The sequence below is a fragment of the Elioraea tepida genome, from assembly GCF_019203965.1.
In the GTDB taxonomy this organism is placed as follows: domain Bacteria; phylum Pseudomonadota; class Alphaproteobacteria; order Acetobacterales; family Acetobacteraceae; genus Elioraea_A; species Elioraea_A tepida.
The window spans coordinates 1121592-1142859 of the sequence record NZ_CP076448.1 but is presented as its reverse complement, the minus strand read 5'-3'; the positions used below and the strand labels follow the sequence as shown (position 1 = coordinate 1142859).

15 protein-coding genes are annotated in these 21268 nt (G+C 70.2%); 6 read left to right on the top strand and 9 right to left on the bottom strand.

Translation table 11 applies throughout. The features are described from left to right. Positions 1–24: 24 nt before the first annotated feature. On the bottom strand, positions 25–993 hold the full coding sequence (locus tag KO353_RS05465) for a LysR substrate-binding domain-containing protein (RefSeq protein WP_235692033.1): 969 nt from the start codon (positions 991–993) through the stop codon (positions 25–27). A gap of 210 nt (positions 994–1203) precedes the next feature. Here KO353_RS05465 and katG point away from each other — a divergent pair, with 210 nt between their 5' ends. Together katG and KO353_RS05455 are read left to right on the top strand one after the other, a co-directional pair. Beyond that, a complete protein-coding gene (gene katG, locus KO353_RS05460; protein WP_218286712.1) occupies positions 1204–3417 on the top strand; it encodes a catalase/peroxidase HPI in 2214 nt (737 codons plus the stop codon). Positions 3418–3618: 201 nt separating this feature from the next. Then, positions 3619–4599 carry a Bug family tripartite tricarboxylate transporter substrate binding protein gene (locus KO353_RS05455; protein WP_218286711.1) on the top strand — a complete coding sequence of 327 codons (981 nt, stop codon included), beginning with the start codon at positions 3619–3621 and terminating at the stop codon, positions 4597–4599. A 639-nt stretch (positions 4600–5238) separates the two neighbouring features. On the opposite strand, the gene KO353_RS05450 is transcribed toward KO353_RS05455, so the two are convergent. Continuing rightward, on the bottom strand, positions 5239–6123 hold the full coding sequence (locus KO353_RS05450) for a LysR family transcriptional regulator (RefSeq protein ID WP_218286710.1): 885 nt from the start codon (positions 6121–6123) through the stop codon (positions 5239–5241). A gap of 125 nt (positions 6124–6248) precedes the next feature. Further along, positions 6249–7217 carry a thioredoxin-disulfide reductase gene (gene trxB / locus KO353_RS05445; RefSeq protein WP_218286709.1) on the bottom strand — a complete coding sequence of 323 codons (969 nt, stop codon included), beginning with the start codon at positions 7215–7217 and terminating at the stop codon, positions 6249–6251. A gap of 194 nt (positions 7218–7411) precedes the next feature. On the opposite strand from trxB, the gene KO353_RS05440 reads away from it, so the two are divergent. Continuing rightward, on the top strand, positions 7412–7900 hold the full coding sequence (locus tag KO353_RS05440; protein WP_218286708.1) for an Lrp/AsnC family transcriptional regulator: 489 nt from the start codon (positions 7412–7414) through the stop codon (positions 7898–7900). A gap of 57 nt (positions 7901–7957) precedes the next feature. Here the strand turns inward: KO353_RS05440 and KO353_RS05435 are convergent, their stop codons facing one another. The 6 genes from KO353_RS05435 to carA all read right to left on the bottom strand — a co-directional run bounded on the left by KO353_RS05435 (position 7958) and on the right by carA (position 16174). Beyond that, entirely contained in the window at positions 7958–8755 is a 798-nt protein-coding gene (locus KO353_RS05435) for a hypothetical protein (protein ID WP_218286707.1), read from the bottom strand. A 128-nt stretch (positions 8756–8883) separates the two neighbouring features. Continuing rightward, entirely contained in the window at positions 8884–10098 is a 1215-nt protein-coding gene (locus KO353_RS05430) for a threonine ammonia-lyase (RefSeq protein ID WP_218286706.1), read from the bottom strand. A gap of 1 nt (position 10099) precedes the next feature. Continuing rightward, positions 10100–10573: a transcription elongation factor GreA gene (gene greA, locus KO353_RS05425; RefSeq protein ID WP_218286705.1), complete on the bottom strand. Its 474-nt coding sequence runs from the start codon at positions 10571–10573 to the stop codon at positions 10100–10102. Positions 10574–10725: 152 nt separating this feature from the next. Continuing rightward, positions 10726–13971 (bottom strand): carbamoyl-phosphate synthase large subunit, encoded by a 3246-nt coding sequence (carB, locus tag KO353_RS05420; RefSeq protein ID WP_218286704.1) that lies wholly within the window; start codon positions 13969–13971, stop codon positions 10726–10728. 15 nt (positions 13972–13986) lie between these two features. After that, positions 13987–14757, bottom strand: coding sequence for an SDR family NAD(P)-dependent oxidoreductase (locus KO353_RS05415; RefSeq protein WP_218286703.1), 771 nt, complete (start codon positions 14755–14757; stop codon positions 13987–13989). 61 nt (positions 14758–14818) lie between these two features. Next, positions 14819–16174: a glutamine-hydrolyzing carbamoyl-phosphate synthase small subunit gene (carA, locus tag KO353_RS05410; RefSeq protein WP_218286702.1), complete on the bottom strand. Its 1356-nt coding sequence runs from the start codon at positions 16172–16174 to the stop codon at positions 14819–14821. Between the two features lie 141 nt (positions 16175–16315). On the opposite strand from carA, the gene KO353_RS05405 reads away from it, so the two are divergent. The 3 genes from KO353_RS05405 to rpoD are packed head-to-tail and all read left to right on the top strand — an operon-like array spanning position 16316 to position 20579. Beyond that, on the top strand, positions 16316–16786 hold the full coding sequence (locus KO353_RS05405; RefSeq protein ID WP_218286701.1) for a GatB/YqeY domain-containing protein: 471 nt from the start codon (positions 16316–16318) through the stop codon (positions 16784–16786). A gap of 18 nt (positions 16787–16804) precedes the next feature. Continuing rightward, complete coding sequence (dnaG, locus tag KO353_RS05400) at positions 16805–18607, top strand: DNA primase (RefSeq protein ID WP_218286700.1); 1803 nt, start codon at positions 16805–16807, stop codon at positions 18605–18607. 46 nt (positions 18608–18653) lie between these two features. Continuing rightward, the gene (gene rpoD / locus KO353_RS05395) at positions 18654–20579 is read left to right on the top strand and encodes an RNA polymerase sigma factor RpoD (protein WP_218286699.1); all 1926 of its coding nucleotides are present in this window, start codon (positions 18654–18656) and stop codon (positions 20577–20579) included. Positions 20580–21268 lie beyond the last annotated feature (689 nt).

Genomic DNA, 21268 nt, shown 5'->3' with positions numbered 1-21268 from the left:
GAGGAACGCGGCGCGCGCGAGAGACTACACCACCGCCCCGGCGGCGGCGCGTTCGGCGAAGCCCGCAAGACGCCCGGCGATCACCCTGCCGACGGCCTCGACCGCGGCACGGCCGGGGTAGCGCGCCCGCCACACGAGCCGAACCGTCCGGCCGGCGCGTCGTGCGAGCGGCCTGAGCACGATCCCGGCATCCTGTGCCGCCCCTGCGGCAAGGGCGGGGATGAGCGTGGTGCCGTAGCCGGCAGCGACCATGTTGAGAAGCGTGGGCAGGCTCGCCGCGCGCAGCGCCCCGCCGATCCCCCCCTCGTGACCGCAGGCGGCCAGAGCCTGGTCGCGCAGGCAATGCCCGTCGGAGAGAACGAGGATGTCAGGGGCGAGCTCGGACTCGGCCACCACCGGGCGGCTCGCGAGCGGATGGTCGGGCGGCAGGGCGGCGAGGAACGGCTCGTCGAACAGCGCCCGGCTCTCGAGGTCGGCGTGCTCCACCTCGGTCGCGAGCAGCGCGGCCTCGAGCGCGTGCGCGCGCAGCCGCTCGGTCAGCGCCGCCGTCTGGTCCTCCCACGGCTCGATCTCGAGCGCGGGCAGCGCCTCGCGCAGGGGAGCGAAGACGAGCGGCAGGAGATAGGGCGCGAGGGTGGGGATGATGCCGAGCCGGAGCCGGCCGGCGAGCGGGTCGCGCAAGCTACGGGCGATCTCGAGGATCGCCTCCGCTTCCGCCACGGCGGCGCGCACATGGCCGATCAGCCGGTCGCAGGCCGGGGTCGGAACCACCGACCGGCTCGAGCGTTCGAACAGGACAAGGCCAAGCTGCTCCTCGAGCTTACGCAGCTGGACCGACAGCGTCGGCTGGCTGACGCCGCAGGCAGCGGCCGCCCGCCCGACATGACGGTGCTCGGCAACAGCGAGCACGTAGCGGAGGTCGCGGAAGGTGAGATGGTCCACCATGATGCGATCGAGGCAATCATAGATCCTGCCTATCGCATTCGTCAGCATCAGGTGCTTCCATTTATCATCCCAGCGCGGCTAGGGTGCGCGGGCTGAAAGCCGGCGGGGTGACCGCGGCGCGAGACCGGCCGACCCGACACCTCGCGCGCACGCGGCGAACCTGACGTCGGCATCGCGGCTGAAGAGCCCGACCGGCCGCGCGCGTCGACCCGTCGCGCTGGCCCGGCCGGGCGAACGGAGCGGAGAGAGGAGAGAGCCATGGACGGACTGGGTGGGCAGAGCGCCGGCAAGTGCCCGGTGATGCACGGTGTGCGCCCGAACGCGACCTTCGCTGGCCGGACGAATCGCGACTGGTGGCCAAACAACCTCAACCTGCGGATCCTGCGCCAGCACTCGTCGCTCTCGAACCCGATGGACGCCGACTACGACTACCGCAAGGCGTTCCGGAGCCTCGACTACTGGGCGCTCAAGCGCGACCTCGAGGCGCTGATGACCGACTCCCAGCCCTGGTGGCCCGCCGACTGGGGCCACTACGGCCCGCTGATGATCCGCATGGCCTGGCACGCCGCCGGCACCTACCGGATCGGTGACGGCCGCGGCGGCGCCTCGACCGGGGCGCAGCGCTTCGCCCCCGAGAACAGCTGGCCCGACAACGCCAATCTCGACAAGGCCCGGCGCCTGTTGTGGCCGATCAAGAAGAAGTACGGCGACAAGATCTCCTGGGCCGACCTCTTCATCCTCGCGGGCAACGTCGCGCTCGAGTCGATGGGCTTCAAGACCTTCGGCTTCGGCGGCGGCCGCGTCGACATCTGGGAGCCCGAGGAGGACATCTGGTGGGGCCCCGAGGACACCTGGCTCGGCGACCGGCGCTACAGCGGCGATCGCGAGCTCGCCAACCCCCTCGCCGCTGTGCAGATGGGCCTCATCTACGTCAACCCCGAGGGGCCGAACGGCCGCCCCGACCCGCTCGCCGCGGCGCGCGATATCCGCGAGACCTTCGCGCGCATGGCGATGAACGACGAGGAGACGGTGGCGCTCACCGCCGGCGGCCACACCTTCGGCAAGTGCCACGGCGCCGGCGATGCTGCTCTGGTCGGCCGCGAGCCCGAGGGGGCGCCGATCTGGCAGCAGGGCCTCGGCTGGAAGAGCCGGCATGGTTCGGGCATGGGCGCAGACACCATCACGAGCGGCATCGAGGGCGCCTGGACCCCCACACCGACCAAGTGGGACAACAGCTACTTCGACATGCTGTTCGGCTACGACTGGAAGCTGACGAAGAGCCCCGCCGGTGCCTGGCAGTGGATCCCGACTGACCCTGCGGCGGCGACCCTCGTTCCGGACGCGCACGACCCAACGAAGCGCCACCCGCCGATCATGACGACGGCGGACATGGCGCTGAAAATGGACCCGATCTACGAGCCGATCTCGCGCCGCTTCCACAAGGATCCGGCCGCCTTCGCCGACGCCTTCGCGCGCGCCTGGTTCAAGCTCACGCACCGCGACATGGGGCCGAAGGTGCGCTATCTCGGGCCCGAGGTGCCGGCGGAGGACCTGATCTGGCAGGACCCGATCCCGCCCGTTGATCACCCGCTCATCGATGCCGACGACATCCGGGCGCTGAAGGCGAAGATCCTCGCCTCCGGCCTCTCGATCCGCGAGCTCGTGATGACGGCCTGGGCCTCGGCGGCGACCTTCCGCGGCTCCGACAAGCGCGGCGGGGCCAACGGCGCGCGCATCCGCCTCAAGCCGCAGCGGGACTGGGAGGCGAACGAGCCCGAGCAGCTCGCCAAGGTGCTCGGCGTGCTCGAGCGAATCCAGGCCGAGTTCAATGCCTCCGCCACGGGCGGCAAGAAGGTGTCGCTCGCTGACCTGATCGTGCTCGGCGGTTCGGCAGCGGTCGAGGCGGCGGCCAAGGCGGCCGGCCATGACGTCGAGGTGCCGTTCACGCCGGGCAGGATGGACGCCTCGCAGGAGCAGACCGACGTCGAGAGCTTCGCGGTTCTCGAGCCGATCGCGGACGGGTTCCGCAACTACCTCAAGAGCGGCTATGCGGCGGCGGCGGAGGAGTTCCTGATCGACCGGGCGCAACTGATGACGCTCACCGCTCCGGAGATGACCGTCCTCGTCGGCGGCATGCGGGTGCTCGAGGCCAATGTCGGGCGGACGAAGCACGGCGTGTTCACGACGCGGCCCGGGACGCTGACGAACGACTTCTTCGTCAACCTGCTCGACATGGGGACGGAATGGTCCCCAACCTCGGAGGCCGAGGATCTGTTCGAGGGGCGTGACCGCGCGACCGGTGCGGTGAGGTGGACCGGCACGCGGGTTGACCTGATCTTCGGGGCCAACTCCGAGCTCCGCGCGATCGCGGAGGTCTATGCCTGCGACGATGCCGGGCCGAAATTCGTGCGCGACTTCGTCGCGGCCTGGACCAAGGTGATGAACCTCGACCGGTTCGACCTGCGCGACTGAGCGCGGTCGCCTCGATGGTGCGGGCGCGGCGGGACTTGCCGCGCCCGTTTTGTTTTTTCGAAGGGGAGGTGCATCCCGGCGCATGCGCCGGGCGCATTTCGCTCTTGCGCCCGCGGCGCGCACGCCGCATTGGTCATGCGTCAACGGGCGCGTGGGCCCTCCGCGGCAGAAGCAGCGCCCGAGCCGAGGGAGACGTCACGCATGCTCGATCGCCGCCAGGCCCTTCGCCTCGCCCTTGCCGCCGGGCTTCTGCCCGCTTCCGCCCGGGCCCAGACCGGGCCGGGCTGGCGCGCGACCCGCCCCGTCCGCCTCGTTGTCCCGTTCGCTCCGGGCGGGTCGAACGACATCGTTGGCCGGATCATCGCCGACACGGTGGGGCAGATCCTCGGCCAGCCGATCGTGGTCGAGAACCGTGCCGGGGCCGGGAGCATGATCGGCGCGGAACACGTCGCGCGTTCCGCCCCTGACGGCTACACGGTCCTGATCAACAGCGCGCATGCCGCCGTGCCGGCGATCGTCGCCCGGGTTCCCTACAACACCGTCACTGACTTCGCCGGCGTGGCGGTGGCCGGCTTCTCGCCGCATGTGCTCGTCGTCAACCCGCAGCTTCCGGTGCGCACGGCGCAGGAGCTGATCGCTCTGTTGCGTGCCAACCCGGGCAAATACAACCTCTCCACCGCCGGTCGCGGCAGCGGCGCCCATATCGCGGCCGAGCTGTTCCGGGCCGTCACCAAGGTTGATGTCGAGGTGATCCATTACCGCGGCGGCGGCCCGAGCGTTGCCGCCCTGGTCGCGAACGAGTCGCAGCTCGGCTGCCCGACCATGGCCTCCTCGATCGGCCAGGTGCGCGGCGGCAGCCTGCGCGCCCTTGCCGTGCTTGCCGAGCAGCGCTCGAGTGCGCTTCCCGACGTGCCGAGCGCGGTCGAGGCCGGCATTCCTGAGGTCGTGTTCGAGGAGTTCTTCCCGATCGTCGCCCCGGCGGCCACGCCCGCACCCGTGCTCGACGCTCTCGGGGCGGCGTTCCGCACGGCGATTCAGCAGAACGCCGCCAAGCTCACCGAGATGGCCGGCGTCACGCCGCGGGCGGGCTATGAGACGCCTGAGCAGGTGATGGCGCTGGTGCGCGAGGGGGTGGAGCGCTACACGGCGATCCTGCGCGCTGCCGGGGTTCAGCCGGAGTAGCGCTCCGGCTCCGGCCCGGCGCCGGAACCGCGTGCCCGCGCCGCCGGGACCGGCGCGGGCAGCGTGCCGGCCTGACCGTCCAGCGTGGCGCAGATGCGCGCAGGGCGGTGCCGGGGTGTGCGCGGGCAGGGCAGGCGCCAGGGGTTCGCGCGGCTCGCGTCCGCCGAGCGGTGGGAGGCGGGGCCGCCGTGCCGGAGAAGCATCGGGGCGAAGCATCGGGGCACGGCCCCGCGCCGGCTCGGAACGCGCCCATCCGCGCCCGTGTCGAGAGCAGCGGCGCCGAGCCCGGCGTCGGCCCCCAAAAAAAGCCCCCGGTATCTCTACCGGGGGCAAGTGATACAGGGAGGCTTCACGTCTGGGAGACGATGGGGTCCGAAGACCCCGCTTTCCGGCTGGATGCCGGAACCGGTGCGGCACGCGCCGCGAAACCGCTCAAGACAGAAACAAATCGCGGAAGCAAAGGACGAGAGCTGAAACGACTGTTTTTGTCTCTCAGCAAAATATGGCTTCGACCTTGCGCTGCTGCAGCGCGAAAACCCCAACGCGGCCATGCGGAGGCCGCATGACGATCGCGATGACCGGCGGGAAGGCCTTGCGGGGGAGAGATCCCTCCGCGGACAGCCCTGCCGGTTCGCCGCTTCACCGCTTCTGCGCGAGCCGTGCGAGCAGGAAGTCGCGGAACACGGCCACGCGCTTCGAATTCCGCAGTTCCTCCGGATACACGAAATAGGCATCGACCTTTGGCGCCTTGAGGTCGGGCAGCACGCGGACGAGCCCCTCCGTCTCCTCCACCATGTAGTCGGGCAGGGCGGCGATGCCGAGGCCGCTTCTCACCGCGCGCAGCATGCCGAAGATCGAGTTCATCTCGAGCACCGGCTTGCGCGTCACGCCCGCGCGCTTCGCCGCCTCGTAAAGCCAGTTGATGTCCGGAACGGGCGGGCGATAGTCGCCGTAGATGATCAGCTTGTGATTGGCGAGATCCTCGATCTTCTCGGGTGTGCCCGCGGCGTCGAGATACTCCTTCGAGGCGAAGACGATCCACGAGATCGTGAGAAGATGACGCTGCACGAGATCGGGCTGGCGCGGCGGGTGCATGCGGATCGCGACATCCGCCTCGCGCATCGCGAGGTCGAGCTCCGCGTCGTCGAGCACCACGGAGAGGGTGATCTCCGGATAGAGGTCGAGGAAGTCCTTCAGCCGCGGCGCGAGCCAGGTGGAGCCGAAGGCGACCGTGGTCGTCACCTTCAGCCGGCCCGAGGGCTTCTCCTTGCTCTCAGTCAGAAGCGCCTCGGTCATCGCCAGCTTAGCGAAGACCTCGCGCACCGTTCGGTTCAGCGTCTCGCCCTGCTCGGTGAGGATCAGGCCGCGCGCGTGCCGGTGGAACAGCGGCACGGCAAGCGCCTCCTCGAGCGCCGAGATCTGCCGGCTCACGGCCGACTGCGACAGGTTCAGCGTCTCGCCGGCATGGGTGAAGCTGCCGGCCTCTGCCACGGCGTGAAACACTCTGAGCTTGTCCCAGTCCATCCCTCGCTCCCACTCCGGCCGTCCCGGACAGCCGCACCTCCTGCCAAGGCGAGGCGGCACTTTTCCGTCCTCCTGGCCTCTCCGGCGTGGCGGCGTGCGCCTCCCGCTGATCCTCTCCGCCCGCGCTACTCGGCCGCCAGCGCCGGAGGGGCGTGCGCGGCGGCGAGGAACTTCTCCGCCTCGAGCGCCGCCATGCAGCCGGTGCCGGCGGCCGTCACCGCCTGACGGAACACCTTGTCCTGCACGTCTCCGGCCGCGAACACGCCCGGCACCGAGGTGCGCGTGCTGTCCGGCGCCGTGACGATGTAGCCCTCCGCGTCCATCTCGATCTGGCCGCGGAACAGGGCCGTGGTGGGCGTGTGGCCAATCGCGATGAACACGCCGTCGGTCGCGAGCGTGCTCTCCGCGCCGGTGACCGTGTCGCGCAGCCGAACGGCGCTGACCGCGGGCGGCGTGCCGCTGCCAATGATCTCCTCGACCACCTTGTTCCACAGCACCGTCACCTTCGGGTTGGCGAACAGGCGACGCTGCAAGATCTTCTCCGCCCGGAGCGTGTCGCGCCGGTGCACGAGCGTGACTTTGGCCGCGAGATTGGCGAGATAGAGCGCCTCCTCCACCGCGGTGTTGCCACCCCCCACCACCACCACCTCGCGGCCGCGGAAGAAGAAGCCGTCGCAGGTGGCGCAGGCCGAGACGCCGGCGCCGGCGAGCCGACGCTCGCTCTCGAGGCCGAGCCAGCGCGCCTGCGCTCCGGTCGCGATGATCACCGCCTCGCCGATATAGACCGTGCCGGAATCGCCGATCGCCCGGAACGGCCGCCGCGAGAAATCGACCGAAGCGATCACATCCTCGATCACCCGCGCGCCGCAATGCTCGGCCTGCAGGCGCATCTGCTCCATCAGCCACGGGCCCTGGATCACGTCGGCGAAGCCAGGATAGTTCTCGACGTCGGTCGTGATCGTGAGCTGGCCTCCGGGCTGCAGCCCGGCCACCACGACCGGGTCGAGCGCGGCGCGCGCGGCGTAGATCGCGGCCGTGTATCCAGCCGGCCCGGCGCCGATGATCAGCACCGGTGTGGTGAGCTCTGCTGGCATGGTCAGCCTGTCCTTCCCTGCCGGGAAAGGATATTGCGCCGGCTTGCCCGCGGGCAAGGTGCGGATTGCCCGACCGAGGCGAGACGCTTGGGCGACGAGATGCTTCGGCGGTGATCGCCCCGGCTTTTCACGGGGTGCGGGGCCGTGCAATATTCTTTCGCGTGGCGGCCACAGGACGGTCCGGGATTGCCCGCATGCGCAGAACCGCCGGCGCGACGCCGGTGCTCGACACGATCGACCGGAAGATCCTGGCGGAGCTGCAGGCCGACGGGCGGATGACCAACGTGGAACTCGCCCGTCGCGTCGGCATCTCCGCCCCGCCCTGCCTGCGCCGCGTCCGCCGGCTCGAGCAGGCGGGGGTGATCCGCGGCTACCATGCCGAGACCGAGCCCTCCCGTCTCGGCTACGAGGTGATGTTCTTCGCCTTGGTCGGTCTCGACAGCCAGCGCCAGAGCGTGCTCGATGCCTTCGAGGCGATGGTTTCCGCCTGGCCCGAAGTGCGCGAATGCCACATGATCCGTGGCGGCGGCGACTTCATCCTCAAGGTGGTGGCGCGCGACACAGCGCACGAGAACGAGCTGACGCGCCGGCTCACGGCGGCGCCGAACGTGACGCGGGTGCAGACCCTGCAGACGATCCGCACCGGCAAGGACGAGGCCGGGGTGCCGATCACGCCGGGGTGAGAGAGGACGCTGGAAGGGGAGGCCGTGCCTCCCCTCCCATGGTCACGGCGCGATCGGTCAGCCGGTGCAAGAGCGCCGGCGTGCGGCGCCGGCAAGCCCCAACAGCCCGCTTGCCAGCACCGCGAGCCCGGCCGGTTCCGGAACACCGACAACCGGCGGCTCACGCGGCGGCGCGTCGAACGTCCCCGTCCCGAACTTGATCTTCACCTCGATCTCTTTGGCGTTTGCATCGCCACCGAGGGAGCCGGCGATGGTGAACGGCACGCTGAACGCATCGCCGCCCGGCAGAGCGTAGAACTGCTTCAGCTTCGCCTCATCCTGTCCAGGCGGCGTGGTCAGGGTGACGGGGCCTGCGAACAGCGCGTCGTTGAAGAGAAGCCCGCTAAACGTTCCGGTCGCAGGGGTCGTCTCACTCCGGCCCTCGATCTTGAACTCGATCTGCATCAGCGTGAGCGTGCGGAGCTCGGCGTCGGGGACGAAGATCGAGGATGCGGCGAACCCAAGCGCGGGGATGGGATCGAAGCCGAAGGTGACGCCGCCGCTGGCGGGCGTTGCCCGGAAGAGGAAGTCGATGGGGCCTGCGAGCGCAGACCCGGCAGCGTTCTCGTTCTTGCGCTTGGCCTCGCGCTTGAAACTGGGGCTCGGCTCCTTCCGCTCCCACTTCACCTTGGCCTCGGCTTCGGTGCGCGTGTCCGACTTGGCCTCTAGCTCGAGCTTGTATTCGAGGAAGAAGGTCGTGGCGGTGGCGCCTCCCGGCAGCAGGACGGGGGCTGCCGCCGCCGGTGACGCGGCGAGGACTGCGCCGGCGGCTAGCAGACAAAGTCCTGCGAGCCTGGGCCTGACGTTGACCATCATGTCGGTGCTCTCCTGGATGGTTGCGATGTGTTTTACCTGCCGGGCTGGATACAGCGCGGACGAGGATGCAAGTGAGTCGCAATCGCAGTCAAGACCGATCATGGGTCAGGCCCTGTGTATGGGGTGGGCTATACTCCGGAGGGCAGGCGCTTGACGTGGAACGCAGCACCTTCGAGGGCCGCGAGGATCGCCTCGCCATGGGCGCGGTCGCGCGCCTCGACCACGAGGTCGACTTCCGCCGCCTTGACCGACGGCGCAGCGAACAGGCGCTGGTGCGTCACCTCGATGATGTTGCCTCCCGCCGCCGCGATCCGACCCGCCACCTCGGCGAGCACCCCGGGCCGGTCGGCGATGTCGAGGGCGAGCCTCAGCATGCGCCCGTCGCGCGCAAGCCCGCGCAGCAGCACATTCGCGAGCAGGCGCACATCGACATTGCCGCCGCAGAGGATGGTGCCGACGCGCCGGCCGGCGAAACGATCGGGATGGGCAAGCAGCGCCGCGACCCCCGCCGCCCCCGCTCCCTCCGCCACCAGCTTCGCCTCCTCAGCGAGCAGAACGATCGCCGCCTCGATCGCCGCCTCCGGGACGACCAGAACCTCCACCACGTGCTCGCGGATGATCGCGAAGGGCCGCTCGCCGACGTCGTTCACCGCGATCCCCTCGGCGATTGTCGCGCCGCCCGTCTGAACCGGCTCGCCGCGCAGACGCTGCGCGGCCGCGGTCCAGCCCTCGACCTCGACGCCGATCACCTGGACCGCGGGGTTCTGCGCATGCGCCGCGACCGCGCAGCCGGCGATCAGCCCCCCGCCGCCCACGGGAATGGCGAGCATCTCGAGCGCGGGCTCGTCCGCGAGCATCTCGGCCCCCGTCGTGCCCTGGCCGGCGATCACGAGATCGTCGTCATAGGGGTGGATCACGGTCCGCCCCTCGCGCGCGGCGAGGGCGAGGGCATGCGCTGCCGCCTCGCCGAGCGTCTCGCCTTCGAGCACAACCGTGGCGCCATGCGCTGCCGTGCGCGCCACTTTCGCGTTCGGGGTGAAGCGCGGCATCACCACCGTCGCCGCGATGCCGAGGCGTGCGGCGTGATAGGCCACCGCCTGGGCATGGTTTCCGGCCGACATGGTGACGACGCCCCGCGCCCGCTCCTCCTCGGAGAGGGCAAGCAGGCGGTTGAGAGCGCCGCGTTCCTTGAAGCTGCCGGTGCGGTGCAGCGTCTCGAGCTTGAGATGGACCTCCGCGCCGAGGCGGGCCGACAGGGCGAGGGCCGGGACGAGCGGCGTGCGAACGATTCGGCCGGCGAGTCGCGAGGTGGCGGCCGCGATGTCTGCGGCCGTCACCCCCATCTCAGCCGAAGGCGACCTGGGTGATCTCGTACTGCTTCGGGCCGCCCGGGGCGGGCACCTCGACCACGTCGCCCTTCTTCTTGCCGAGGATCGCGCGGGCAACGGGGCTCGAAATCGAGAGCAGGCCTTTCTTGATGTCGGCCTCGTGCGCGCCGACGATCTGGTAGGTGCGCTCCTCCTCGGTGTCCTCGTCGACCAGCGTCACCTTCGCGCCGAAGGCCACCTGGTTGCCCGAGAGCTTGGAGATGTCGATCACCTCGGCTGCGGCGATGATGCTCTCGAGCTCGGCCACGCGCCCCTCGATGAAGGACTGGCGCTCGCGCGCGGCGTGATATTCGGCGTTCTCGGAGAGGTCGCCATGCGATCGCGCCTCGGCGATGGCACGGATGATGGCAGGACGCTCGACGGTCTTGAGCTGGCGAAGCTCCTCCTCAAGCCTCGCGAGGCCCTCTGCGGTCATAGGAAACTTCTGCACGACACGCTTCCTCGATCAACCAAACCGGCCCCGGCGCGGGGTTCCGCCCGGGCGCGCCTTGAGCCGTCTCGACCCTCGCGCGCCCGATCGCAGAGCGACGCCCCCGCCGGCGGTGCCCTTCCATCGGCGCTGCCGCGACGGCGCGCCGCGCCCTAGAACGAACCCCGAAAATACGACTGGAGGGGGGCCACTTCAAGGGTTCCCGCCCTAAGCGCGGCGATCGCGTGCACCGCGGCGCGTGCGCCGGCGAGCGTGGTGTAGTGCGGGATGTTATGGGTGAGAGCGGAGCGGCGGATGTCGAAACTGTCGGCGATGCTCTGCCCGCCAGAAGAGGTGTTGATCACGAGCTGGATCGCTCCCGACCGGATCGCATCGACGCAGTGCGGCCGGCCCTCCAACACCTTGTTCACCACCGTCACCGGCAGCCCGGCTTCGCGGATCGCCGCCGCCGTGCCGCGCGTGGCCGTCACCGCGAATCCCATCTCCGCGAGCCGGCGCGCGAGCGACACCGCCGCCGGCTTGTCGCCGTCGCGCACGCTGATGAAGGCCGTCCCCCCGACCGGCAGGCGCACGCCGGCGCCGAGCTGGCTTTTGGCGAAGGCGCGCTCGAACGAGGCGTCGATCCCCATCACCTCGCCCGTCGATTTCATTTCGGGGCCGAGCAGAACATCGACATTGGGGAACCGCGCGAAGGGGAACACGCTCTCCTTCACGGCCACGTGGCGGCTCACCGCCTCGTCATCGAGCCGGAACTCGGACAGGCGCGCCCCGGCCATCACGCGGGCTCCGATCTTCGCCACCGGCACGCCCGTCGCCTTGGCCACGAACGGAACGGTGCGCGAGGCGCGCGGATTGACCTCGAGCACATGGATCGTTCCGTCCTTGATCGCATACTGCACGTTCATCAGCCCGACCACCTTCAGCGCCTTAGCGAGCGCCTCGGTCTCAGCGCGAAGCTCGGCCACAAGTGCGGGGGCAAGCGAGTAGGGGGGAAGCGAGCAGGCGCTGTCCCCGGAATGGATGCCCGCCTCCTCGATGTGCTCCATCACGCCCGCGACATAGACGGTCTCGCCGTCGGCGATGCAGTCGACATCGACCTCGATCGCGTCGTTGAGGTAGCGGTCGATCAGAACCGGGTTGTCGCCGGAGACGCGCACCGCCTCGCGCATATAGCGGTGCAGCTGCGCGCGGTCGTGCACGATCTCCATCGCCCGGCCGCCGAGCACGTAAGACGGGCGGATCACGACCGGATAGCCGATCCGGTCAGCCACGGCTTCCGCTTCTTCGGCCGAGCGCGCGGTCCCGTTCTCGGGCTGGTGCAGGCCGAGGCGGCGGAGCAGGTTCTGGAACCGCTCGCGGTCCTCGGCGATGTCGATCGCATCCGCCGAGGTGCCGAGGAGCGGAATCCCCGCCGCGGCGAGGGCCTGGGAGAGCCTCAGCGGTGTCTGCCCGCCGTACTGGACGATCGCGCCCACCACCTCGCCCGACTCCTGTTCGCGGCGGATCAGCGCGATCACGTCCTCGGCCGTCAGCGGCTCGAAATAGAGCCGGTCGGCGGTGTCGTAGTCGGTCGAGACGGTTTCGGGGTTGCAATTGACCATGATGGTCTCGAACCCCGCCTCCTTGAGCGCATAGGCCGCGTGCACGCAGCAGTAGTCGAACTCGATCCCCTGGCCGATCCGGTTCGGGCCGCCGCCGAGGATCACCACCTTCCGGCGGTCGGTCGGGGCGGCCTCGCACTCCGCCGCGCCGAAGCCGCCGCCCTCGTAGGTCGAGTACATGTAGGGCGTGAGAGAGGCGAACTCGGCCGCGCAGGTGTCGATCCGCTTGTAGACGGGCCGCACGCCGAGCCGGGCCCGAAGGGACGCGACCTCCGCCTCCCGCATCCGTGCGAGCGTGGCAAGCCGCCGGTCGGAGAAGCCCATCGCCTTGAGCCGCGCAAGCCCCGCCGCGTCGCGCGGCAGGCCGGCGGCGCGAACCATATCCTCGGCCTGGACGATCGCCTCGATCTCGCGCAGGAACCACGGGTCGAACCGGCAGGCCTCGTGGATCTCCTCCACCGTCAGCCCCTCGCGGAAGGCTTGGGCGGCGACCAGGATCCGATCCGGTTTCGGTGTCGACAGGGCGGCGAGAACGGCCCCCTTGCCGGCGCCCGCGAGCTCCTCGACCTCGTCGAGCCCCGAAAGCCCCGTCTCGAGGCTGCGCAGGCCCTTCTGCAGCGCTTCGGCGAAGGTTCGGCCGATCGCCATCGCCTCGCCGACCGATTTCATCGAGGTGGTGAGAACGGGCGGGGTGCCGGGGAACTTCTCGAAGGTGAAGCGCGGCATCTTGACGACGACGTAGTCGATCGTCGGTTCGAAGGAGGCGGGCGTGACTTTCGTGATGTCGTTGGCGAGCTCGTCGAGCGTGTAGCCGACGGCGAGCTTGGCGGCGACCTTGGCGATCGGGAACCCGGTCGCCTTCGAGGCGAGCGCCGAGGAGCGGGAGACGCGCGGGTTCATCTCGATGATCACCATCCTCCCGTCGGCCGGGTTGATGGCGAACTGTACGTTCGATCCCCCCGTGTCGACGCCGATCGCGCGCAGGCAGGCGATCGCCGCGTCCCGCATCCGCTGGTATTCCTTGTCGGTCAGCGTCAGCGCCGGCGCGACCGTCACGCTGTCGCCGGTGTGGACGCCCATCGGGTCGAGGTTCTCGATCGAGCAGACGATGATGCAGTTGTCGGCGCGGTCGCGCACGACCTCCATCTCGAACTCCTTCCACCCCAGCACGCTCTCCTCGACCAGCACCTCGCTGGTGGGGGAGGCCTGGAGCCCGGCCGAGACGATCTCGTCGAACTCCTCGCGGTTGTAGGCGATGCCACCGCCTGTGCCGCCCAAGGTGAAGGAGGGGCGGATGACGGCGGGAAGCCCGACGAGGGCGAGCGCCTCGCGCGCCTCGGCGAGCGAGTGCGCGATCGCGCTTCGGGGGCTCGCGATTCCGATCGCTGCCATCGCGTCGCGGAACTTCTGGCGGTCCTCCGCCTTCTCGATCGCCTCCCGCCGCGCCCCGATCAGCTCCACCCCGTAACGGTCGAGCACGCCTGCCTCGGCGAGACGAATCGCAGTGTTGAGCGCGGTCTGGCCTCCCATGGTGGGCAGGAGCGCGTCGGGCCGCTCGCGGGCGATGATCCGCTCGACCATCTCCGGCGTGATCGGCTCGACATAGGTCGCATCCGCGAGCCCAGGGTCGGTCATGATCGTCGCCGGGTTGGAGTTGACGAGGATCACGCGATAACCCTCGGCCTTCAGCGCCTTGCAGGCCTGGGCGCCCGAGTAGTCGAACTCGCAGGCCTGGCCGATCACGATCGGGCCGGCGCCGATGATCAGGATCGAGGAGATGTCGGTTCGCTTCGGCATCGGTGCGGGCGGGGTTCAGATGGTCGAGGAGTAGCCGCCATCGACCGGGATCGCCGCACCGGTGATGAAGTCGGAGGCAGAGGAGGCGAGGAAGATGGCGATGCCGGCGAAGTCCTCCGGCGCGCCCCAGCGGCCAGCCGGGGTGCGGGCGAGCACGCGCTCGTTCAGGCCGGGAACCTGGGCGCGGGCGGCGCGCGTCAGATCGGTGTCGATCCAGCCGGGCAGGATGGCGTTGCACTGGATGTTGTCGGGGGCCCACGCGGCGGCGAGCGAGCGGACGAGCTGGACGATGCCGCCCTTCGAGGCGCTGTAGGCGGGCGCGAAGGGGGCGCCGAACAGCGTCGTCATCGAGCCGGTGGCGATCACCTTGCCGCGTCCGGAGGCCTTCAGCGCCGGATAGGCAGCCTTGGCGGTGAGGAAGGCGCTGTCGAGATTGGCCGCAAGCACCGCGCGCCACTCCTCGAACGAGGCCTCGTGGGCGGCTTTTCGGATGTTGATCCCGGCATTGATGACGAGGATGTCGAGCCCGCCGAAACGGTCGAGCGTGGCTTGCACCATCGCCTCGACCTCTGCCGGGACGGTCACGTCCGCCGCCATCGCAGCCGCGCGTGGCCCGAGCGCGGCCAGGGCGGAGGCGTTCTTCGCCTCGTTCCGGCCCGAGATCATCACCTTCGCTCCGGCCGCGGCGAGCCCCTTCGCCATGCCAAGCCCGATGCCGCCATTGCCGCCCGTGACGAGCGCGGTGCGCCCGGTGAGGTCGAAAAGTCCCAACTCCGCTCCCGTCATCGCCGTCCTGCCCTGATCCCGCTGCCGGTTCGTTCCGTGTCCGATGTCTGCGCCGCCCGCCTCAGCCCGCCCGGGCCCGCTCGATCATCTCGACGAAGCGTCGAAACAGGTAGTGGCTGTCGGTCGGGCCCGGGCTCGCCTCGGGGTGGTACTGCACCGAGAAGGCCGGGCGGTCGGTCGCGGCGATGCCCTCGTTGGTGCCGTCGAACAGCGACACATGGGTGACGGTCACGCCCTCTGGGAGGGTCTCCGGGATCACGGCGAAGCCGTGGTTCTGGCTCGTGATCTCGACCTTGCCGGTGGTGAGGTCCTTCACCGGGTGATTGGCGCCGCGATGGCCGCGCGCGAGCTTGCGCGTTTTCGCACCCAGCGCGAGCGCGAGAAGCTGGTGGCCGAGGCAGATGCCGAAGACGGGCACGCGGCGGTCGAGCACGGCGCGGATCGCGGGAACGGCATACGCGCCGGTCGCCGCCGGGTCGCCCGGCCCGTTCGAGAGGAACACGCCGTCCGGCTGGTGGCGGAGGATCTCCTCGGCGGTGGCGGTTGCGGGAACCACGGTGACGCGGCAGCCGGCAGCGGCGAGGCAGCGGAGGATGTTGCGCTTGGCGCCATAGTCCACCGCGACGACGTGGTGTCGCGGCGCTGTCTGCCGGCCGTAGCCAGCGCCCCAGGCCCAGGTCGTTTCGTCCCAAGCGTAGGTCTGGCGTGTGGTGACCTCGCGCGCGAGGTCCATCCCCTCAAGGCCAGGCCAAGCGCGCGCCTGCTCGACCAGGGCCGGGAGGTCGAAGCGGCCGTCCGCCGGGTGGGCGAGAACGCCCGTCGGCGCGCCGCCGTCGCGGATTCGCCGTGTCAGCCAGCGCGTGTCGATCCCGGCGATCCCGGGAAGACCATGGCTCGAAAGCCAGGCGGGAAGGGGGCGGGTTGCGCGCCAGTTCGAGGGCTCGGTCGGGTCGTCGCGCACCACAAGGCCGCGCGCCGCCGGCGTCGTCGTCTCGATGTCCTCGGGATTGGTGCCGACATTGCCGATATGCGGGAAGGTGAAGGTGATGATCTGGCCGGCGTAAGAAGGGTCGGTCAGGATCTCCTGGTAGCCGGTGATGGAGGTGTTGAAGCACACCTCACCCACGGTGGTGGCGTGCGCGCCGAAACCGCGGCCCCAGAGCACCGTCCCGTCGGCGAGCACCAGCGCGGCGGTCGCACCTGCGGGGCGCGCCTCCGCCTCGGCCGGCTCGGGCACAGCGGCGCCGGGCATGTCGGCGAGCGAGAGCCCCGTCTCCTTCAGAATCACGGGCCAGTGTCGGGCGGGGATCGCCTTCGCCTGGCGCCATTTTCGGATCGCTTCCGTGCCCACGGCGGTGAGCTGTGCCGCCCGCTCGGGCCCGCCAAGGCGCTCGATGATCTCGTCGACGCTCGCCATGTCCCCTCCGCCCATGCCCCGTTTATGGGAACCGATTTCCCAAGGCAAGCGAAAAGGGGGGGGATGGGAAATCACTTCCCACCCTCCCCTCGAGTCGCACGCCAGCGTATAGTGGGAGACTGTTGCACGGGAGGAGTGCGCATGGGCCTGCGCGAAGAGTTCACCGAGGCGTTGAAGGCCTCGATGAAGGCGGGGGACACCGCGACGACCTCGACGATCCGCATGATCATTGCCAAGCTCAAGGAGCTCGACATCGCACGCCGCGACCTCACCCAGGCCGACGCCCCGCGCGAGGCAGACGAGGCGTCGATCCAGGCGATGCTGCGCGGGATGATCAAGAGCCGGCGCGAGAGTGTTGCGCTCTACCGCCAGGGCGGGCGCGAGGACCTCGCGGCGAAGGAGGAGGCGGAGATCGCCGTGATCGCGCGCTTCCTGCCGCCCGAGCTGGACGAGGCGGGGATCCGCGCGGCGATCGCCGACGCCATCGCCGAGACCGGTGCTGCGGGGCTGAAGGACATGGGCAAGGTGATGGGGGCGCTGAAGGCGCGCCATGGCGCCGCGCTTGACCTCGCCAAGGCCGGGCCTCTCGTGAAGGCGGCGCTCGCGGGCTGAATCCAGGGGCATTCGCCCGTGGCGATCCCCGAGAGCTTCCTCGACGAGCTTCGGGCGCGCCTGCCGCTCGCCGCCGTGGTCGGGCGGCGGGTGCAGCTCCGCCGGGTCGGGCGCGACCTCAAGGGGCTCTGCCCCTTCCACGCCGAGAAGACCCCCTCCTTCCACGTGCGGGAGGACAAGGGGTTCTACCACTGCTTCGGCTGCGGCGCGCATGGCGACGTGATCCGCTTCGTCATGACCACCGAGAACCTCGGCTTCCTCGAGGCGGTGGAGAGGCTTGCCCGCGAAGCCGGGCTCTCCATGCCGAAGCCCACGCCCGAGGCGGCAGCCGCCGCAGCGCGCGAGGCGCGGCTTCTCGAGGTGGCCGAGGCCGCGGCGCGACACTTCGCCGAGCGTCTGTGGCGTCGCGAGGGAGAGGCGGCGCTCGCCTATCTCCGCGGCCGCGGCCTTGCCGACGAGACGATCCGCGCCTTCGGCCTCGGCTGGTCGGGCCAGGGGAGGGGGGCGGTCGCCCAGGCGCTCAAGGCCGAGGGGGTGACGGTCGACCAGCTCGTCGCTGTGGGGCTGATGAAGCGGGACGATCCGTCCCGGCCCGCCGTCGACCTCTTCTTCAATCGGGTGATGTTCCCGATCCATGACCGGCGGGGGAGGGTGATCGGCTTCGGCGGGCGCGTGCTCGGCGACGGCCAGCCCAAGTATCTGAACGGGCCGGAGACCGCGCTCTTCTCGAAGCGCCGCACGCTCTACGGGCTCTCTCACGCCCGGGCGGCGGTCGCGGCCGGGGCGGAGCTCGTCGTGGTCGAGGGCTATCTCGACGTGATCGCCCTGCACCAGGCCGGGTTCGGCGGCGCGGTCGCTCCCCTCGGCACGGCGCTGACGGAGGACCATCTCGCCGAGCTCTGGCGGCTCTCCTCGGCGCCGATCCTCTGCTTCGACGGCGACGCGGCCGGAGCGCGCGCCGCGCTGAAGGCCTGCGAACTCGCCCTGCCGAGGATCGGGCCCGGCCGGACGCTCCGGCTTGCGACCCTTCCTCCGGGCGAGGACCCAGACAGCCTCGTCCGTCGCGGGCGGGCGCATCTCGAGGCGGTTCTCGGCGCGGCGCGGGGGATGGCCGATGCCCTGTTCGTGGCGGTGTGCGGCACGCCCGCGCCCACGCCCGAGGGCCGTGCCGCCCAGAGGCGACGGCTCGAGGACCTCGCCGGCACGATCCGCGACGCCACGCTGCGCGAGGAGTACCGCCGCCACTTCCGCGACCGCTGGTTCGCCGCGAGCCGTCGCGGCGTCACGGAGCGCGCGCGCGCCCTCCGCCCGCTGCCTCGGCCGAAGCTCGTGCCCGAGCGCGCGAGCGCGGCGCGCGAGCGGGACGTGCTCGCGCTCGTGCTCAGCCACCCCTCGCTTCTGCCGGAGGCGGAGGAGGCGCTGGCCGGCCTCGCCTTCCGGAGCGCGCCCTGCGAGCGGCTCAGGGCAGCCCTGGTGGCCGAGGCGGAGGCGGCGTTCGGCCTTGACTCGGCAGGACTGATCGACCACCTGCGGCGGATGGACCTGCGCGATGCGCTCGACGCCGTGCTGGGAACGCGCCTCTCCGCCCTTCCCGCCTGCACCTTGCCCGGCGCCGCTCCGGGCGAGGCCAGGGCAGCGTTCTTCCAGGCGCTCGCCGCGCTCGCGCCGGAGCGGCTTGCCGACGAGATCGCCGAAGCGCGGGCGCGACTCGCCGAGGAGTTCACCGAGGCCAACGAGCGCCGGCTGATCGCGCTCGTCCAGGCGCAGGCGGCGGCCAACGGCGCCGGCGAGCTCGAGGAGGGCGGCTCGCCGCTCCCATAGGGTAGGGGGGCGTTCATGTCCCCGCCAACCAACGCGTGAGGAATCGATGGCGAAACCCGCATCCGTTGCCCCGACCGACCAGGCGGCAGACGATCTCGCCGATGGCGCCCTGCTCGATGTCCAGTCGATCGCCGTCAAGAAGCTGATCGCCCGCGGCAGCGAGCGCGGCTACGTCACCTATGACGAGGTGAACGCCGCCCTCCCGCCCGGCGAGGTGTCCTCCGAGCAGATCGAGGACACGATGGCGATGCTGTCCGAGCGCGGCATCAACGTCGTCGAGAGCGAGGAGGCCGAGGACCTCGAGGCTCAGCCCGCGGCCAAGGCCGAGTCGGAGGACGACGAAGGCTCCGGCGGCAATATCGACGAGGCGGAGATGGGCCGCACCGACGACCCGGTGCGGATGTATCTGCGCGAGATGGGGTCGGTGGAGCTTCTCTCGCGCGAGGGCGAGATCGCGATCGCCAAACGCATCGAGGCGGGGCGCGAGATGATGATCGGCGGGCTGTGCGAGAGCCCGCTCACCTTCCGCGCCATCGTCGCCTGGCATGACGCGCTCCAGGCTGGGCAGATGCTCTTGCGCGACATCATCGACCTCGAGGCGACCAACGCGGGCGGCGCCCCGGGCGAGGCGGGCGCCCTGCCCGCCGACGAGCCCGCGGACGAGCCCGGCGGCGAGGACGGGTTCGATGACGACGAGGGGGCGCAGCTGTCGCTCTCGGCGCTCGAGGAGAAGCTCAAGCCCGAGGTTCTCAAGACCTTCGAGGAGATCGCCCAGAGCTATAAGAAGCTCGCCAAGCTCCAGGAGGCGCGGCTCAAGACCCTCTCCGAGGGCGGCCAGCCCTCGCGCCAGGCGGAGGCGAAGTACGAGAAGGCCAAGGAGGAGGTCACCCGTCTCGTCGAGAAGGTGCACCTCAACAACGCCAAGATCGAGCAGCTGGTGGCGCAGCTGCGCGAGCTGAACCAGCGGCTCAACACGCTGGAGGGCCAGCTGTTGCGCCTTGCCGACCAGGCGAAGATCAAGCGCGAGGACTTCCTCGCCCAGTATCGCGGCCACGAGCTCGACCCGGGCTGGCTCGAGCGCGTCGCCGCGCTTCCCGGCAAGGGGTGGAAGACCTTCGCGACCAAGCACGGCGCCGAGGTGGCCGAGATCCGCGCCCGGATCGCCGCGATCGCGAACGAGGTGCAGCTCCCCGTGGGCGAGTTCCGCCGCGTGGTTCAGACGGTGCAGAAGGGCGAGCGCGATGCCGCCCGGGCGAAGAAGGAGATGATCGAGGCCAATCTCCGCCTCGTGATCTCGATCGCCAAGAAATACACCAACCGCGGGCTTCAGTTCCTCGACCTGATCCAGGAGGGCAACATCGGCCTGATGAAGGCGGTGGACAAGTTCGAGTATCGCCGCGGCTACAAATTCTCGACCTACGCCACCTGGTGGATACGCCAGGCGATCACCCGCTCGATCGCCGACCAGGCGCGCACGATCCGAATCCCCGTGCACATGATCGAGACGATCAACAAGCTCGTGCGCACCTCGCGCCAGATGCTGCACGAGATCGGCCGCGAGCCGACACCGGAGGAGCTCGCCGAGAAGCTCGGCATGCCGCTCGAGAAGGTGCGCAAGGTGCTGAAGATCGCCAAGGAGCCGATCTCGCTCGAGACGCCGATCGGCGACGAGGAGGACAGCCACCTCGGCGACTTCATCGAGGACAAGAACGCGGTGATTCCGCTCGACGCCGCGATCCAGGCGAACCTCCGCGAGGCGACGACGCGTGTGCTCAGCACGCTGACGCCGCGCGAGGAGCGCGTGCTCCGGATGCGTTTCGGCATCGGCATGAACACCGACCATACGCTCGAGGAGGTCGGGCAACAGTTCAACGTAACGCGCGAGCGCATCCGCCAGATCGAGGCGAAGGCCCTGCGCAAGCTCAAGCACCCGAGCCGGTCGCGGAAACTCCGGAGTTTCCTCGAGGATTGATCACGGCCGGAGGGCGACCAGGGTCGCCCTCCGGATTGACGCGGCCCGCCCTGCGCTGCGCCAATACCGGGAGGCTCGATGATGCTTGGCCCTGCCCTTGGTTCGTGGTGGCGGCCACCGAACCTCGTCTTGTCTGTATGACTGGGGTGCCTCAGGCACGCCAACTTGGTGGCTGGGCATGCGAAAACTCGGTGTCACCGTGCTGATTGCGCTGTGCTGGGCATCCGTTTCGGCCGCGCAGACGAATTGCGCCGCGATCATCGATCCTGCCGCGCGGCTCCGCTGCTATGACCAACTGCATTCTCAGAGGGCCGCAAGACCCTCTGGGCCGAACACCGCGCCGGGCCAGGCCTGCACGCCGACGGCGCCCTGTGTCGGGCCGCGCGGCGGCGTCTAGTACATCACCCCGTCGGGCAACAAGCGCTACCTGCCTCGGCGCTGACCCGATCAGGACCCCGGCCGGGTTCCGCCCACTCTGCTCCGATCGTCCGAGGGGGGCCGCATCGCTCTGGCGCAGGAACGCTCTGCACCATGGGTCCGACCGGAGTCCGCCTTCGCTGCACGCACCCAGCATAGGTCGCGCCATGCGCCGCCCCGCCCGACCGCTCCGCCCTCGATTGACCCGCGCCGCGGGGCATGGTTCGTCCAAGGTCCCGCCCCCGAGGACATTCCATGCGCACGCCAACCGC

Excerpts from the sequence above, each read along its gene's own strand:
- KO353_RS05465 (WP_235692033.1), bottom strand. The coding sequence starts at position 993 with ATGCTGACGAATGCGATAGGCAGGATCTATGATTGCCTCGATCGCATC.
- katG (WP_218286712.1), top strand. The coding sequence starts at position 1,204 with ATGGACGGACTGGGTGGGCAGAGCGCCGGCAAGTGCCCGGTGATGCAC.
- KO353_RS05455 (WP_218286711.1), top strand. The coding sequence starts at position 3,619 with ATGCTCGATCGCCGCCAGGCCCTTCGCCTCGCCCTTGCCGCCGGGCTT.
- KO353_RS05450 (WP_218286710.1), bottom strand. The coding sequence starts at position 6,123 with ATGGACTGGGACAAGCTCAGAGTGTTTCACGCCGTGGCAGAGGCCGGC.
- trxB (WP_218286709.1), bottom strand. The coding sequence starts at position 7,217 with ATGCCAGCAGAGCTCACCACACCGGTGCTGATCATCGGCGCCGGGCCG.
- KO353_RS05440 (WP_218286708.1), top strand. The coding sequence starts at position 7,412 with ATGCGCAGAACCGCCGGCGCGACGCCGGTGCTCGACACGATCGACCGG.
- KO353_RS05435 (WP_218286707.1), bottom strand. The coding sequence starts at position 8,755 with ATGATGGTCAACGTCAGGCCCAGGCTCGCAGGACTTTGTCTGCTAGCC.
- KO353_RS05430 (WP_218286706.1), bottom strand. The coding sequence starts at position 10,098 with ATGGGGGTGACGGCCGCAGACATCGCGGCCGCCACCTCGCGACTCGCC.
- carB (WP_218286704.1), bottom strand. The coding sequence starts at position 13,971 with ATGCCGAAGCGAACCGACATCTCCTCGATCCTGATCATCGGCGCCGGC.
- KO353_RS05415 (WP_218286703.1), bottom strand. The coding sequence starts at position 14,757 with ATGACGGGAGCGGAGTTGGGACTTTTCGACCTCACCGGGCGCACCGCG.
- carA (WP_218286702.1), bottom strand. The coding sequence starts at position 16,174 with ATGGCGAGCGTCGACGAGATCATCGAGCGCCTTGGCGGGCCCGAGCGG.
- KO353_RS05405 (WP_218286701.1), top strand. The coding sequence starts at position 16,316 with ATGGGCCTGCGCGAAGAGTTCACCGAGGCGTTGAAGGCCTCGATGAAG.
- rpoD (WP_218286699.1), top strand. The coding sequence starts at position 18,654 with ATGGCGAAACCCGCATCCGTTGCCCCGACCGACCAGGCGGCAGACGAT.